General features: G+C 62.2%; 12 protein-coding genes. All 12 read right to left on the reverse strand.

Features of this window, described 5'->3' with window-relative positions:
* Window positions 1-1,548 carry an FtsW/RodA/SpoVE family cell cycle protein gene (locus tag VXJ24_RS04880; RefSeq protein WP_330971796.1) on the reverse strand — a complete coding sequence of 516 codons (1,548 nt, stop codon included), beginning with the start codon at window positions 1,546-1,548 and terminating at the stop codon, window positions 1-3.
* Window positions 1,548-2,951 carry a UDP-N-acetylmuramoyl-L-alanine--D-glutamate ligase gene (murD, locus tag VXJ24_RS04885; protein ID WP_330971797.1) on the reverse strand — a complete coding sequence of 468 codons (1,404 nt, stop codon included), beginning with the start codon at window positions 2,949-2,951 and terminating at the stop codon, window positions 1,548-1,550. The genes VXJ24_RS04880 and murD overlap by 1 nt, the downstream gene beginning before the upstream one ends.
* Window positions 2,952-2,963: 12 nt before the next feature.
* On the reverse strand, window positions 2,964-3,989 hold the full coding sequence (gene mraY / locus VXJ24_RS04890) for a phospho-N-acetylmuramoyl-pentapeptide-transferase (protein WP_330971798.1): 1,026 nt from the start codon (window positions 3,987-3,989) through the stop codon (window positions 2,964-2,966).
* On the reverse strand, window positions 3,989-5,434 hold the full coding sequence (locus VXJ24_RS04895; RefSeq protein WP_330971799.1) for a UDP-N-acetylmuramoyl-tripeptide--D-alanyl-D-alanine ligase: 1,446 nt from the start codon (window positions 5,432-5,434) through the stop codon (window positions 3,989-3,991). Before VXJ24_RS04895 ends, mraY begins: the two co-directional genes overlap by 1 nt.
* 18 nt (window positions 5,435-5,452) lie before the next feature.
* A complete protein-coding gene (locus VXJ24_RS04900) occupies window positions 5,453-7,300 on the reverse strand; it encodes a peptidoglycan D,D-transpeptidase FtsI family protein (RefSeq protein ID WP_330971800.1) in 1,848 nt (615 codons plus the stop codon).
* Between the two features lie 32 nt (window positions 7,301-7,332).
* Window positions 7,333-7,836, reverse strand: a complete 504-nt coding sequence (locus VXJ24_RS04905) for an FtsB/FtsL family cell division protein (RefSeq protein WP_330971801.1) — start codon at window positions 7,834-7,836, stop codon at window positions 7,333-7,335.
* 121 nt (window positions 7,837-7,957) lie between these two features.
* Window positions 7,958-8,935, reverse strand: coding sequence for a 16S rRNA (cytosine(1402)-N(4))-methyltransferase RsmH (gene rsmH / locus VXJ24_RS04910; RefSeq protein ID WP_330971802.1), 978 nt, complete (start codon window positions 8,933-8,935; stop codon window positions 7,958-7,960).
* A 20-nt stretch (window positions 8,936-8,955) separates the two neighbouring features.
* Window positions 8,956-9,384, reverse strand: a complete 429-nt coding sequence (locus VXJ24_RS04915; RefSeq protein WP_330971803.1) for a division/cell wall cluster transcriptional repressor MraZ — start codon at window positions 9,382-9,384, stop codon at window positions 8,956-8,958.
* 236 nt (window positions 9,385-9,620) lie between these two features.
* The gene (locus tag VXJ24_RS04920; RefSeq protein ID WP_330971804.1) at window positions 9,621-10,517 is read right to left on the reverse strand and encodes a tyrosine recombinase; all 897 of its coding nucleotides are present in this window, start codon (window positions 10,515-10,517) and stop codon (window positions 9,621-9,623) included.
* Window positions 10,518-10,554: 37 nt separating this feature from the next.
* Complete coding sequence (pyrG, locus tag VXJ24_RS04925) at window positions 10,555-12,201, reverse strand: CTP synthase (RefSeq protein WP_330971805.1); 1,647 nt, start codon at window positions 12,199-12,201, stop codon at window positions 10,555-10,557.
* Window positions 12,202-12,306: 105 nt separating this feature from the next.
* Complete coding sequence (recN, locus tag VXJ24_RS04930) at window positions 12,307-13,944, reverse strand: DNA repair protein RecN (protein WP_330971806.1); 1,638 nt, start codon at window positions 13,942-13,944, stop codon at window positions 12,307-12,309.
* On the reverse strand, window positions 13,945-14,799 hold the full coding sequence (locus tag VXJ24_RS04935; protein WP_330971807.1) for an NAD(+)/NADH kinase: 855 nt from the start codon (window positions 14,797-14,799) through the stop codon (window positions 13,945-13,947).
* Between the last annotated feature and the right edge of the window lie 14 nt (window positions 14,800-14,813).

A 14,813-nucleotide genomic window follows, 5' to 3' on the forward strand; every position in this document is an offset into this window, starting at 1 on the left:
CTATCTTCCTCTCCTCGGACGTCTGCGTCCGGTGCTTTCCTGATTGAGATGGGGCGACTGCGTGCGCGTTCTGACCTGCGGCCCGGTATCGGGACGCCTGAGCCGAGAGGCCGGATCCATAAGATCGCGGGAGCTCCGGCTCTCAGAGGCACGCCGCGCTGCCCTTGCCTCTGCGTGGGCACGGACTTCGGCATGTACCGAAGCACCGCCCTCGACGACCCTGAACGTCGGAGCAGACGCCTGTGCCCTGCTCTCCGACCTTGTCATGACCTCGCCGACACCCGTACCGCCACGTGCTGCCGTGCCATCTGCGACACGGAGCTGGGAGCGCGCACGGTCATGCTCGGTCTCAGGCAGGATCGAGGACCTGGATACCGAGAGGATGAGGCCGACAAGGATGCAGCAGCTCATGATCGACGAGCCGCCATACGACAGGAACGGAACCGGCTTGCCTGAAAGGGGCATGAGGCCGAGCACGCCGCCGATGTTCACGAAGAGCTGCACGACGAGGATCGTCGAGCATCCGCAGGCAATGAGACGCCCCAGAAGGTCCGGCGCATAGTTTGCAATCTTGTAGCTCGCGAAGAGCAGAAGGAGGAAGATGCAGACGATGCCGATGGTACCGACAAGGCCACACTCCTCGCCCACGATCGCGAAGATGAAGTCGTTGTATGCCATGGGCAGATAGGCGTACTTCTGGTGCGAGAAGCCGATGCCGACACCGAAGAGGCCACCCGATCCGAAGGCATACCAGCCCTGGATGAGCTGATAGCCGGAGCCGTAGGGGTCTTCCCACGGGTTCATCATCGTGATGATTCGCTGCCTCGAATAGCCATCCAGATAGGAATAGACGCCGAAGATGATGGCACCCGCCACGAACGCGCCGGCGACGACCTTCCACGAGAAGCCGGCAATGAGGGCCATGACGATGAGGGTGGCGCCGATGATGATGGTCGTGCCCTTGTCAGGCTGCAAGAGGATGAGGAGAAGCGGCACTATGATGCCCGCGCCAATCTGCAGGACAAGCTCCTGGCGGTCGATCGAATGCTCCTCATAGTACCGGGCAAGAGCGCCTGCACCGGCGAGGATCACGACAGGCTTTGCGAACTCGGAGGGCTGGAGCGTGCCGAAGCCAGGGACGGCAATCCAGCGCGTTGCACCATAGGCATCCTGACCGGCAAACGGCGTCTCGACGAGGAGGAGCAGAAGGACGACGAGCATGACGAGCGCAAGGAACACCGGCCCGCGTGCCCAGAAGTGGTAGTCGCGCGTTGCTATGACGACAGCCATCGCAGTGCCGATAGCGAGGTTGATGGCCTGATGCGTGAGGAAGTATGTCGGATCGTTGCCGAAGGACGCAGAATTGAGCGCCGTGATCGACGACGACGAATAGATCATGAGGAGGCCGAAGAGGGCAAGGAAGACCGAGCAGGCAATGACGATCAGCCTTGGTGCCATGAACCGTGCCGGCACGCCCCTGATGGCGCGCATATGCTTGCCGGCAAACGTTTCCCGGCTCTGTTTCCTTGTCGCTTGGGCACTTGGCATCAGCTTCGGACTCCTGCACAATACTCGGCTGCGAGTTTCTTGAATAGCTCGCCACGTTCCTCCATGTTGTGGAACTCATCGAACGAGGAGCAGGCGGGTGACAACAGTACCACGTCTTCGGGGATGGCCACAGAAACGGCACGTGCGAAGGCTTCGCGCATATGCGGCTCTTCGAGGACCTCGGCTGTGCCTCCTGCCGCACGTATGGCTCCGGCGATCCTCGGACCAGCAGCGCCGTAGCAGACGGCAACGCGGCAGCGCGCTGCAACCTTCTTCGCAAGCGAGGTGAGGTCGGTCCCCTTGTCGTGGCCGCCCAGCAGGATCACGATATGGCCCGGACGGAAGGCTTCGAGCGCCTTCTCGACCGCATCGGTGTTCGTTCCCTTCGAGTCGTTCACGAAGCGGATGCCTCCCGCCTCGCCGCACGGCTCGATCCTGTGCTCGAGGGCATGGAAGGAGCGGAGGCCCTGTCTGACCGTCTCGACCGGCACGCCGACATGGAGCGCCAGCGCCGATGCAGCAAGTGCATTCTCGGCGTTGTGGATGCCTTCAAGCACCATGTCCTGGCGGCTCAGAAGATCGTGCTCGGCACCGCCCAGGCGCACGATGAGCTCGTCTCCCCTGAGGAAGGCGGCATCGGGGCCTTCCGGCTCCGCCTGTACGCTGAGCAAGCAGACACGGACGCCACGGGCACGGACACGCCCTGCGATGGCGCGGCACCATTCGTCGTCCTCAGAGATGACCGCAAGGTCCCCTTCTCCGAGGTTCTGGAAGATCTTCTCCTTCGCGGCAGCATAGTTCTCGAGCGTCTTGTGCCACTCGATGTGGTCAGGCGTGACATTCAGGAGCACTGCCACCTTCGGGTGGAGCTTTTTCGTCGTCGCAAGCTGGAAGCTCGAGAGCTCAGCCACGAACCAGGAGCCCTCCTGTCTCTCGTCGAGCCTGCTCGTTATGATCGTGCCGATGTTGCCGACGGTCTCTGCCTGCATGCCAGCCTCCTCAAGGAACCTGCAGGAGAGCGTCGTCGTGGTCGTCTTGCCGTTCGTGCCGGTGATGGCGACCCAGTTCTCGGGGCTCTCGCGATAGGCGAACTCGGGCTCCCCTATGAGCTCGGAAGCATGCTCCTTCGCCGTCTGGAAGAAGGAGGAGAACTCGGAGATGCCAGGCGAGGCGACAGCAAGGTCGTATGCACCCTCGATATCTTCGGTCCTAAGCTGGACCGTGCATCCGAGCGAGCGGAGCTCTTCTGCGAGCGGCCCCTCGTGGCTTGCCTTGCCGCCTACGATGGTGACAGACTCCACCCTGCCGCCGAGACGCTTCGCGCAGTAGCGCGCCACTGCCGCACCGGTTCCGCCAAGACCGAGGATGAGGACACGTCCGAGCTTTTCCGTATTTTTCGCCATCGCCAAAGCCTCCTAGCCGAGCTGGAAATAGAGCGCGAAGCCCAGTACCGCAAATGCCGCCGACACGATCCAGAAGCGGATGACAACCTTCGTCTCGCTCCAGCCCTTCTTCTCGAAATGATGGTGCAGAGGAGCCATGAGGAAGACACGCTTGCCACGCGTCTTGAAGCTCACGACCTGGATGATCACGGAGAGCGCCTCGACGATGAAGAGGCCACCCATGACAAGAGAGCAGATCTCGGTCTTCGTGAGGATGGCAAGGGACGCGAAGGCGCCACCCAGGGCAAGGGAGCCCGTGTCGCCCATGAAGATCGAGGCAGGATAGCAGTTGTGCCAGAGGAATCCGACGCAGGCGCCTGCGATGGATGCTGCAAAGACCGCAAGGCCGAGCTCGTCCTCGTTGAAGGCAACCATGGCCATGACGACCATGACGACAAGCACCGTGCCGCCTGCCAGGCCATCAAGGCCGTCCGTGAGGTTCACGGCGTTCGAGAAGCCGGCAAGGAGCAGGAACACGAAGATGAGATAGAGCCAGGGGATGTGCACGCCGTTGATCGTGGTCGTGAGGACGCCGAGGTCGATGGTGGCTCCACCCGGGAACTCGATCGTGGGGGCGATGCCGCAGACGTTCACGGCGACAATGCCGAAGATGGCGCAGATGATCGTGAGGCCAATCATCTTCTGGGACGGCGTGAGGCCGAGCGAGCGCTTGTGGGCAACCGACTCGATATCGTCGAGGAGGCCAAGAGCGCCTGTGGCGATCATGCCGAAGATGGCAAGAGCGAGCTTCGGGGAGCCCGGTGCCATGAGAATCGTCGTGATGATGATGCCTGCCAGGATGATGATGCCGCCCATGGTCGGGGTGCCCTGCTTAATGAGATGGCGCTTCGGGCCATCTGCACGCACCTGCTGTCCCAGCCCTTCATGCTTCATGAGGCGGATGAAGGGCGGCATGAGGATGCCCGTGAGGAGCGCAGCCACGCCGGAGGCCAGGAATACCTGATAGCTTGGATAGGCAGCAGAACCGATGAGAATCATTATGCAAGCACCTCTCTGACAAATGCGTCAAGTCCCTCGGCACGCGATGCCTTCACGAGGACGAGATCTTTCGGCTCAAGAACCGGCACGATAGCCTTGGCGGCGTCTCCGACTGTGGCAAACGATGCGATGGCATCCTCGGAGAGGCCCATAGTGCGGGCACCTTCGACCATGGCGGCCGCAAGGTCGTGGCCTATGGTCACGAAGAGGTCGGGGCGCACGGCTGCCACGTAGGCGCCGACATAGCCATGCAGGCGCTCAGCTTCGGCACCGAGCTCCCCCATCTCGCCGAGGACGCAGATGCGCCTGCCCTCGCACTTCATGGAGCGCAGGACGTCGAGTGCCTCTGCCATGGATGCAGGGCTTGCGTTGTAGGTGTCGTCGATGACGCGGACGCCGTTTGCAGCGACCTTCACGTCGAGGCGCATGCGATAGGCTTCGAGGCCCTCGATCGCAGCTGCCGCCTTCTCGCGGTCCACATGCAGGCGGTCTGCGATTGCCATGGCATAGCAGAAGTCCGTCACAGCATGCCTGCCCGGGATGCGGAGCCTGACCGGGCGCGTATAGCCGCCCTCCATATGGAGCGTGAACGAGGCGCGCCCCTCTTCGTCGAGCTCGACATCGGTCGCGGTGCAGGAGCTCTCCCTGCCGGCAACCTTCACGGCCTCAAGGCCGGCAGGACGGGCAAAGCCCTTCTCGATGAACGGCGTGAAGTCATCTGTCGCATTGAGGACAAGGCAGGGCGAGATGCCGGCAAAGGTCTCAGCCGATGGCCTCATGCCGGAGACGATCTCTGCCTTCGCACGGGCGATGTTCTCGCGCGAGCCAAGATTGCCGATATGGCTCGTGCCGACATTCGTGATGACAGCGACGGTAGGCCTCACTGCTGCAGCCAGGCGGCGAATCTCGCCAGCATGGTTCATGCCCATCTCGACGACGAGCGCCTGGGCATCGTCAGGAGCGGCAAAGAGCGTGAGGGGCACGCCGATCAGGTTGTTGAAGTTGCCTTCGGTCTTGTGGACACGCCAGCGGGCAGAGAGCGCCGCGGCGCACATGTCCTTCGTCGTGGTCTTTCCGACCGAGCCTGTGACACCGCAGACGATCCAGTCAGGATGCTTCTGGCGCCAGGCGGTGGCAAGGCGGAGCATGAACTCCTCCGGGTCGTCATGTGCCGCACGGACGATAGCGCAGCCTCCCTTGCGGGCATATGCGAGCGCGTCCTCCTTCGGCTCCTCCGTGACCACGGCACAGGCAGCTCCCGCCTCGAGAGCCTTGGCCACATAGAGGTTGCCGTCCACCTTCTCGCCCTTGAAGGCCACGAAGAGCGAGCCTTCCTGTGCCTTGCGCGAATCGATCACGCAGCCCTCGAACGTGTGCTTGGGGCTGCCGGCCACGAGCTCTGCTCCCGTTGCGTGGATCAGCTCGTCAATCGTCATTTTCAGCATGCTGTTTCAGTATCTCCTCTAGGACACGGGCTTGATTCCCATATCTTTAAGCGCCTCACTCATGATACTCGAGAACATGTAGGCTGATGAGCTTTCTGCAAGATAAGGCGTGCCGTTCAAACCAACATAGACAAGCACCTGAGGATCGTCGGCATTCGCATAGCCGATAAGGGAGCTTACGTACTTGCCTTCGGCGTAGCCTTCCTCGTCTTCCGTCATCTGTGCCGTGCCGGTCTTTGCGGCGACCTTGTAGCCTTCCACGGCTGCATGCTTTGCCGTGCCGTTCTCGATGACAGACTCGAGGACGTTCGATGCCTGGTCGGTCACATCCTGCGTGCAGACCGTTCCCTTCGAGTCCCACTGCATGGTCTCGCCGGCCTTCTCTATCAGAAAGTGTGGCGTCATGAGCGATCCGCCGTTCGCGATGGCACCGACAGCCTGGACCATCTGCACCTGAGGAATGGCCAGGCCCTGGCCGAATGCCATGTCCGACATCGTCGTCGACGTGTAGTTGTCGTAGTCCGTGACCATGCCCGTCGCCTCGCCGGGATAGTCAATGCCGGTCCTGTGGCCAATGCCCAGGCTCGACACTGTGGAGGAGAAGCCTTCTGCGCCGACAGCACGGGCCATAAGGATGGAACCGACATTCGAGGATTCCTCGAGGATGTGCGAGACCGTCATGTCTTCGGTCGAGTAGCGCGTGATGGCATCCGTGACATAGTCGTCGCCGACCTGGATCTGGACCGGCACGCTGAAGATCGTATCGGTGCTGAACGTCCCGTGCACCAGCCCGGATGCCATCGTCAGTATCTTGAAGATGGAGCCCGGCTCATAGAGGTCCGATACCATGCGCAGGTTCAGCGCCTCGTTCGTGAGCTCGGAGGTATCCGAGAGGTCGGCCAGAGGGGTCGATGCGGTTGCCAGGATCTCTCCCGTATTCGGGTCTGTCACCATGGCGGACGACGAGTCTGCCTTGTCCTTCTCCGTGCCTTCAGTCAGGACCTCTTCGAGCTTTTCCTGGATGTTCACATCGATCGAGATCACGATATCGGAGCCTGCGGTCGCCTTCGTGACTTCAGCGACGCCGCCTGCAATAGGCGTGCCGTCAGCGCCTGTCTCCATGATCATGGAGCCATCCTGGCCGGAGAGCACATCGTTGTAGTAGAGCTCGAGGCCTGTGAGGCCCTGGCCATCCGAGCCGACCATGCCGAGGACCTGTCCCGCGACAGAGCCATAAGGGTAGATGCGCTTCGTGTCATCGAGGAAATAGACGCCTTCGATATCGGCTTCGTCGAGCTTGTCGTCAAGCGTCGAGGCGGTCGTCGTGTCGACCTTCTTCTTGATATAGGCAAACGTCGTATCCTCATCGACGATCTCGAGATAGTCGTCCTTCGAGCCGCCAAGCGTCTCTGCCATGATCTCAGCTGCCTGGTCCTTGTCCTTGATAAGCGAAGGATTGCAGTAGATGGTCTTCACATCGACGCTCATGGCGAGGACATTGCCGTTTCGGTCGTAGATCGTGCCACGCTTTGCCGTGAGCGTGATCTCGTTCGTGCGACTGTCTGCTGCCATCTGCGTGAGCTCAGGGCCCTGGAGGATCTGGAGATAGAAGAGGCGTCCGCACACGACGAGTGCAAGCGCAGCAAGGATGCAGAAAACCGCGACAAGGCGGCCATCCATGCCCTTCACATGGGAGAGGATGCCGCCGCCGTCTGTGTGTCCATGCCGCCGGGACTGCCTGTCCTCGCGCTGTGCGCGCTCCTCGCGCCTGCGGGCACGCGCCTCGCGGTTCTGGACCACTTCGTCGTACGACGAGCGGCCCCTCTCGGGGCCGTTCGCTCTGCTGTGTCTGTCTTGTCTGTCCATGTGGATGAGCTTACGCCAGAAGGAGCGCGCCCCTACTCCACATTCGAAGAATTCGCAGTCTCTGCGTCAGTCTGAGAAAGGGATGCTGTGCCATCGGTCGAAGAGGCAGCAGCGCTATCAGAGGAGGATGCCGTCGAAGAGATGACCTCGGGGTCCTCGAGGACCATACCGTAGTTCTGTGTCGCGATGCGCTCGATGCGCGACACGCTCGACAGCGCCGACTTCGACGCCTTGAGGTCGTTGTAGAGGGCCGTGGCATCGCCGACCTGGCTCTCGAGGGACTCATTTGCCTGGAGGGCTGAGACGGTCGCCGTCGAGATCGCAACACGGGCAAAGCCGAGCGCGCAGATGGCTGCCGCGACAAGCGCGACGCGGACCAGCTTCACGAGGAACTGGTGCGTGACGCCCTGGCGGACGCGGGCATCGAGCCCGCCGCCTTCGTATACATCGAAAGAGGGGCTGGCCGAGGCCTCGCGCATGTTCGAGCGCATATCATATCCGTCGAGGCGGACTGCCTCAGAGGACTCATACCTCATACCGAAATACCCCTCATCTGTTGTCTGCATTGGTAGTGCGTTGTGGTTCGTTTATGGTGCGGTGGTGCTGCGTCCTTGGTGCGTTGGGTGCTATGCAGACGGTCCGGAGGGGCCGTGAGCATCAGGTCTGCGCCTGAGCCTGTGTGACATCGAGCTTGACTGCCACGCGCATCAGAGCGCTGCGCGCCCGTGGGTTCGAGCGCACTTCCTCTTCGGTCGCGGCCAGGGGCTTTCTGGTCTTGACCTCGATTATCGGCACATGTCCGCACACGCAGACCGGAAGGTCCGGCGGGCAGATGCACCCCTGAGAGAGCTCGGAGAACACATGCTTCGTAAGCCGGTCCTCGAGCGAGTGGTACGAGATCACGCAGATCCTGCCGCCTGTATTGGCCCAGCGGATGGCAGCGCGCAGTCCCCTCTCCAGCACATCCAGCTCGTGGTTCACCTCGATGCGCAGGGCCTGGAAGGTCTTGCGTGCCGGGTGTCCCCCATGGCGGCGGTCGCGGGCAGGAATGGCTGCCTTCACGATCTCCACGAGCTCGAGCGTCGTCTCGATGGGCGCCTTCTCGCGGGCGCGCACGATGTGGCGCGCGATGGATGCTGCATGCTTCTCGTCTCCATAGCTGCGGAGAATCCGGGTGAGGTCTGCTTCGTTGTAGGTGTTCACGACCTCTTGTGCGGTTAGAGTGTTGTTCCTCGGATCCATCCGCATATCCAGAGGAGCGTCCTCGTGGTACGAGAAGCCCCTGTCGGGTATGTCGAGCTGAGGCGACGAGACCCCGAGGTCGAAGAGGAAGCAGTCTACGCCGGGCACCTCGGCTTCGACCAGAAGCTGGTCGAGGTCGCCGAAGTTGCCTTTGAGGAACCGATGACGGGCGCTGGGCACCTCGCGGCCGAAGCGTTCCGCTGCGGCGGCAAGAGCCATATCGTCCTGGTCGATTCCGATCGAGAGGCCGGTAGGAGCAATGCGCTCGGCCAGAGCGACCGAGTGCCCCGCTCCTCCGAGCGTGCAGTCGCAGACAACCTCTCCAGGCTGGGGGTCCAGGGCCTCCAGCACCTCGGAGAGCATGACGGGATTATGCCGATATTCGACTTTCAACGGGAGCTGCTCCTTTCCGGCTAGTCGAACATGAGGTCGTCCAGGTCGTCATCGTCCTCGGCGTTGAGCTCCTCGAAGTGCTGGTAATCCCAGACCTCGAAGTGGTCGCGGTTGCCGATGACCATGACGTCACGGGAGATGCCGAGCTTCGCAAGCTTCTCTTCGGGAACCTTGCTGAGCGCGACACGGCCGGCGGCATCGATGTCCACCGTCACGGTCCTCCTCATGAGCGTTCGCTGAAGCTTGTCCTGCTCCCTGTCCCTCGGATTGAAGCCATCCGGGAAATAGGAGGCGGTCCAGGCCTCGTGGCCTTCTGGAGTGAAGCCCCAGATTGCGTCCTTGAGAGGAACGAGGCAGACGCGGTCGCCGAACTGACGGCGGAAGTCGGCCGGCAGGGTAAGACGCAGCTTGGCATCGAGCTTGAGCTGTTTCTCGCCCGTCAGGTACATCTGCCACCTCCCGACGACTCGGCCTGTCCCCTCTCAAAGCGTGTATCCAACTATAACGTCTCGATGCCCCCTTTTCCAACCCTTTGTCCCACTTTCTCCCACCAAACTGCATTTCCGCAGATAAAAAGGGGTGCAGGCACACGCGCCTGCACCCCCACAACATCTAGCGGTCTCTTTCTTTTGCCCCCACAAACCCGAAGCTCGAAGGCGTGGTATGGCACCGCCCGGCTCGGCGGTCATTTGTCGGAATTGTGTGGCTGCTCCCGCTCCCTGCGCGCCCGGGGGTGCGCCGAGAGGTATGCCATCCGAAGATGGCTCCTGTCGAGATGGGTATAGAGCTGCGTCGTCTGGATCGACGAGTGTCCCAGAAGCTCCTGCACGATGCGGATGTCTGCTCCTCCCTGGAGCATGTGCGTCGCAAAGCTGTGGCGGAGGGTATGCGGATGGAGGCCGTCTATGCCGACGACGCGTCCTGCCCGCTCGACGATTGCAAAGACGGACTGCCGCGAGATCCTGCCGCCGCGGACATTCAGGAAGACCGCAGCGCCGCTTCTCGAAGAGACGAGCTCTCCCCTCCAGTCGGAGAGGTATTCCGCAAGCGCCTCGTGGGCGCTTCCCATGAGCGGGACGAGCCGCTCCTTGCTTCCCTTGCCGATGACACGCACGACCTCGTCCTCGAGCGATACCGCCCCGACATCGAGGCCCGTGAGCTCCGAGACGCGAAGGCCGCACCCATAGAGCACTTCTATGATGGCACGGTCGCGCTGTCCTGCCGCCGTCTTCGGGAAGGGCTGGTCGAGAAGCGCGAGCGCCTGCCTGACGCTCAGGACATCGGGCAAGCGCTCTGCCTTCTTCGGAAGCGGCAGTGCTGCTGCAGGAGAGACAGAAGACATCTCTTCCTGGAGCATGAAGCGGTGGAAGCTCTTGATGGCAGAGAGCGCCCGCTCAACTGAAGACGGGGCATAGCCCTCCTCGGCAAGGTGCTCGAGATGCTCCTCTATGAGAGGGCGGGTCACGTCGTCGGGCTCGGTCACGCCCTTCTCTTCGAGCGCCTTCACATAGCGCTCGAGGTCCCTTCCATAGGCTTCCACGGTATGAGAAGAGCTACCTCGTTCGAAAGCGAGGTAGCCCATGAATTCCTTCCGTGCAGATGCAAGATCCAAGTGCGCCCTACTCCGGCTGGACGCTCTGGCGTGCGCAGCCCTCGTGGTGGGCAATGGAAGCGCGGACAAACTCGCGGAAGAGCGGTGCCGGCTTCGTTGGGCGGCTCTTGAACTCAGGGTGTGCCTGGCTGGCAACGAACCAGGGGTGCACATCCTCGGGAAGCTCGACCATCTCGACGAGGCGCTCGTCAGGAGAGAGACCGCAGATTACAAGGCCGGCCTGCGTCAGCTTGTCGCGGAATGCGTTGTTCACCTCATAGCGGTGGCGGTGGCGCTCATAGACGAGCGGCTCGCCGTAGGCCTCCATGGCAAGCGTGTTCGGCTTGACCTTGCAGGGGTAGGCACCAAGGCGCATCGTGCCGCCCTTCTCGGTGACATCCTCCTGGTCAGGCATGATATCGATGACCGGATACTCGCAGTCCGGCGAGAACTCGGTGGAGTTGGCGCCCGGCATGCCAGCGACATTGCGGGCGAACTCGGAGACAGCGACCTGGAGTCCGAGGCAGATGCCGAGATACGGCTTCTTCTCCGTGCGGGCAAGGTGGGCAGAGAGGATCTTGCCCTCGACGCCGCGCTGGCCGAAGCCGCCCGGCACGAGGATGCCGTCAGCATCGCCGAGCACGTCCTCGACGTTGTCCTCGGTGAGCTCCTCGCCGTCGACGAGCTCGACGTCGAGGTTGCGGCCGAAGTAGACGCCTGCATGTCCGCAGGCCTCGATGACGGAAAGGTAGGCATCCGGCAGCTGCGTATACTTGCCGACGATGCGAATCTTCGTCTTGTCCGGCTTCTGCTTCGCTGCATGCATGGCAGACGTGAAGCTGTACCAGGAGCTCATATCGCTCTCGCGCGGGTCGAGGCCGAGCTTCTCGCAGACCTTGAGATCGAAGCCCTGCTCGGCGAGGTGCGCTGGCACATCGTAGATCGACGGGCAGTCGGAGTTCTCGAACACGCAATCCTCATCGACGTCGCAGAAGTGGGCAATCTTTGCGCGAATCGGTGCCTCGACCTCATGGTCGGAACGGCAGACGATGAAGTCAGGCTGGATGCCCATGGAGCGCAGCTCCTTCACGGAGTGCTGCGTCGGCTTCGTCTTCACCTCATGGGCAGCGGCAATATAGGGCACGAGGCTCACGTGGATCACGAGGGTGTTGCCTGGGCCGTCTTCCTTGCGGAACTGGCGGATTGCCTCGACGAACGACGAGCTCTCGATATCGCCGATCGTGCCGCCGAGCTCGGTGATAACGACATCGGCTCCCGACTGCTCCTCGATGCGGCGGAAGCGCTCCTTGATGGCATTCGTGACGTGCGGGATGACCTGCACGGTGCCGCCGAGGAAATCGCCCCTGCGCTCGCGCTTGATGAGCGAGGAGTAGATTGCGCCGGTCGTGAAATTCGAATTGCGGGTCAGGTTCTCATCGATGAAGCGCTCGTAGTGGCCGAGGTCCAGATCGGACTCATACCCGTCCTCGGTCACGAAGACCTCGCCGTGCTGGAACGGCGACATCGTGCCAGGATCAACGTTGAGGTAGGGATCGGCCTTCTGCATCATCACCTTGTAACCACGGGATTTGAGGAGCCGGCCAAGGGAAGCTGCCGTGATGCCCTTTCCAAGGGAAGAAACGACGCCGCCCGTAACAAAGATGTGCTTGGTCATGAGGACCCTTCCATACGCGTTGCTTTGCTCTTCGTACGGACCTATATAATACCGCGGTTCATTCCGCACGTGAGGCAAGAACCTGTCCGAGAAACGGTTCCTGCATCAATTCCACGAGGCGTGCACGCGCTCGAGCATCTCGCGGGCGTGGCTGAGCGAAGCTTCCGACTCGTCGCCCGAAAGCATGCGTGCGATCTCATGCACGCGCGCATCTCCCTCGACCTCGGAGAGCTTCGTCTCGGGCACGCTTCCTTCCGTCTTCGTGACGACGTAGTGCTTGTCTGCCATGACGGCAACCTGTGCCAGATGCGTGACGACGATGACCTGATGCGTGCGCGAGAGCTTCTTGAGCACCTCGGCCAACGCATTCGCCGTGGCGCCGCCGACACCGGCATCGACCTCGTCGAAGACGAGCGTATCCGTCTCGTCGGCATCCCCGAGCACGACCTTTGCCGCCAGCATGACACGGCTGACCTCGCCGCCCGAGGCGATGCGGCGAAGGGGGCGCGATGAGAGCCCGGCACCGGGACGATACATGAGCTCTGCATGGTCAGGGCCCTCGAGCGTCCATTGCGAGCGTGGAAGCGGCTCGAGCGAGACCTCGAGCGAGGCTGTGCCCATCTCGAGCTGCCCCATCTCCTTGGTTATTGCAGCTGCAAGCTCAGGCGCTGCCTTCGCACGTACGGAAGAGAGCTGCCTTGCAGCTTCTGCAAGCTCGGCCTCGGCAGCGGAGAGCGCCTTCTTCGCCTTGCGTACGCGCTCTCCCCCATCCTGCGCCGCAGAGACGGTCTCTTCTGCCTCCGCCCTCCGTGCCAGCACATGGGCAAGGTCCGGGCCATAGGCACGGATGAGCCTCTGATAGGCAGCCTCGCGCTCCTGCAGATGCTCGAGCTCTTCGGGATCGAGCTCGACCGAGTCGGCATAGTCCCTGAGCTCCGATGCAGCATCCTCAGCCTCGATGAGGGCACTCTCGAGGGCATCAGCCAGCTTTCCGAGCTTCTCGTCGAAGCGCGCTGCCTCCCTCAGCTCGGCGACTGCCGCAGAAAGCACATCGGAGACGCCATCGTCTCCTGCTACCGCCTCATGTGCCCCTTCGGCAGCACGCATGAGTGCCTCGGCATGCTCTGCCTTCGGCAGCGCCTCTTCGAGCTCTGCATAGTCTTCCTCGGAAGGTCCGACCTCATCGATGCGCGAGAGCACGAATGCCGCCTCGTCGAGCTTCTCCTCGGAGGCACGGCTCGCCTCCTCGACACGCCTGAGCTCCCGATGGGCTGCGTCAGATTTCCTGAGTACTTCCTGGTAGGCTTCACGTGCCTCAGCTGCAGGCTCTCCGGCAAAGGCATCGAGAAGCTGCACATGCGTCGTGACATCGAGAAGCTTCTGGTGCTCATGCTGGCCACAGAGATCGACCGTGCGGCCGAGCGTCTGTGCGAGCTCCTTCACTGATGCCATATGCCCGTCGATATCGACCTTGCCGCGTCCATCAGCGGTGAGGCGCCTCCGTACGATATGGCCATCCTCTTCCCCATCATCCGTGAAGAAGCGGCCCTGCACTTCGAGGCCATCTGCGCCTTCCCTGACCGAAGAGGCATCTGCCCTGTCGCCGACAAGAAGCTTCAGGGACGAGAGCAGGGCAGACTTGCCCGAGCCAGTCTCGCCGGTAAGCACGGTGAGGCCTTCTGCTGGCTCTATCTCCGCTTCCTTGATGAGGGCAACATTTCTGACCTGAATCTCGTCAATCATCTATTTGGCCACTTTCCCGTAGAAGACGCGCGAAACGGACGAATAGAAGCTCTGCGCATTGTAGTCGAGGAGGATGATGTCGCCCTCCCCGCGCCTGACACGCATATGCATGGCCCGTCCTCCATGGCCCATGAGGCGGCCATCGGCGAGGACGCTGCGCTCTGCCGGGCGCTCCTCCGACATGTCGATCTCCACGACATCTGAAGGCGCTGTCAGGAAGGCGCGGGCCAGGATGGTATGGGGAGCGATCGGCACGCAGACCATGCCCGTGAACTCCGGCGTCACAATAGGGCCTCCTGCTGCCAGCGCATAGCCGGTCGAGCCCGTCGCCGTAGAGACGATGAAGCCGTCGCCGCGGATCCTGTCGATGTGGTTTCCCGAGACCCCGACATCGAAGGAGATGACATCGCCGAGACCGCCCCGGGTCACAGCCATATCGTTCAGGGCAAAGCTCTTCTCGGTATAGGTGCTTCCGTCCGGCAGCACATATTCTGCCTCGATGGCAAGGGTCGCCCGGTGCGAGGAATGGAGCTCGCCTGCAAGCGCCGCCGCGACGGTCGTGCGCATGTCCTTCGGACCGCCGCAGGTAAGGAAGCCGAGATGCCCATAGGAGAATCCCATGAGCGGAATCTCCCGGTAGCCGACGATACGGGCAGCACGCAGGAGCGTGCCGTCGCCGCCAAGCGAGATCACGAGGTCCATGCCATCAGCAAGGCCGGGACGCTCTTCCTCGTGGCGCTTCTTGTCGGGGGCAAGCACGGCTTCATGCCCCTCGGCTTCGAGCCAGCCGGAAAGATTGTGCGCGCCCTGAAGCGCATCGCTGCGTCCATAGTTCGGTACGAGAAGCACCTTCACCGTCAGTTCACCTT

It is taken from the genome of Olsenella kribbiana (assembly GCF_036408795.1).
GTDB classification, from domain to species: domain Bacteria; phylum Actinomycetota; class Coriobacteriia; order Coriobacteriales; family Atopobiaceae; genus Olsenella_L; species Olsenella_L kribbiana.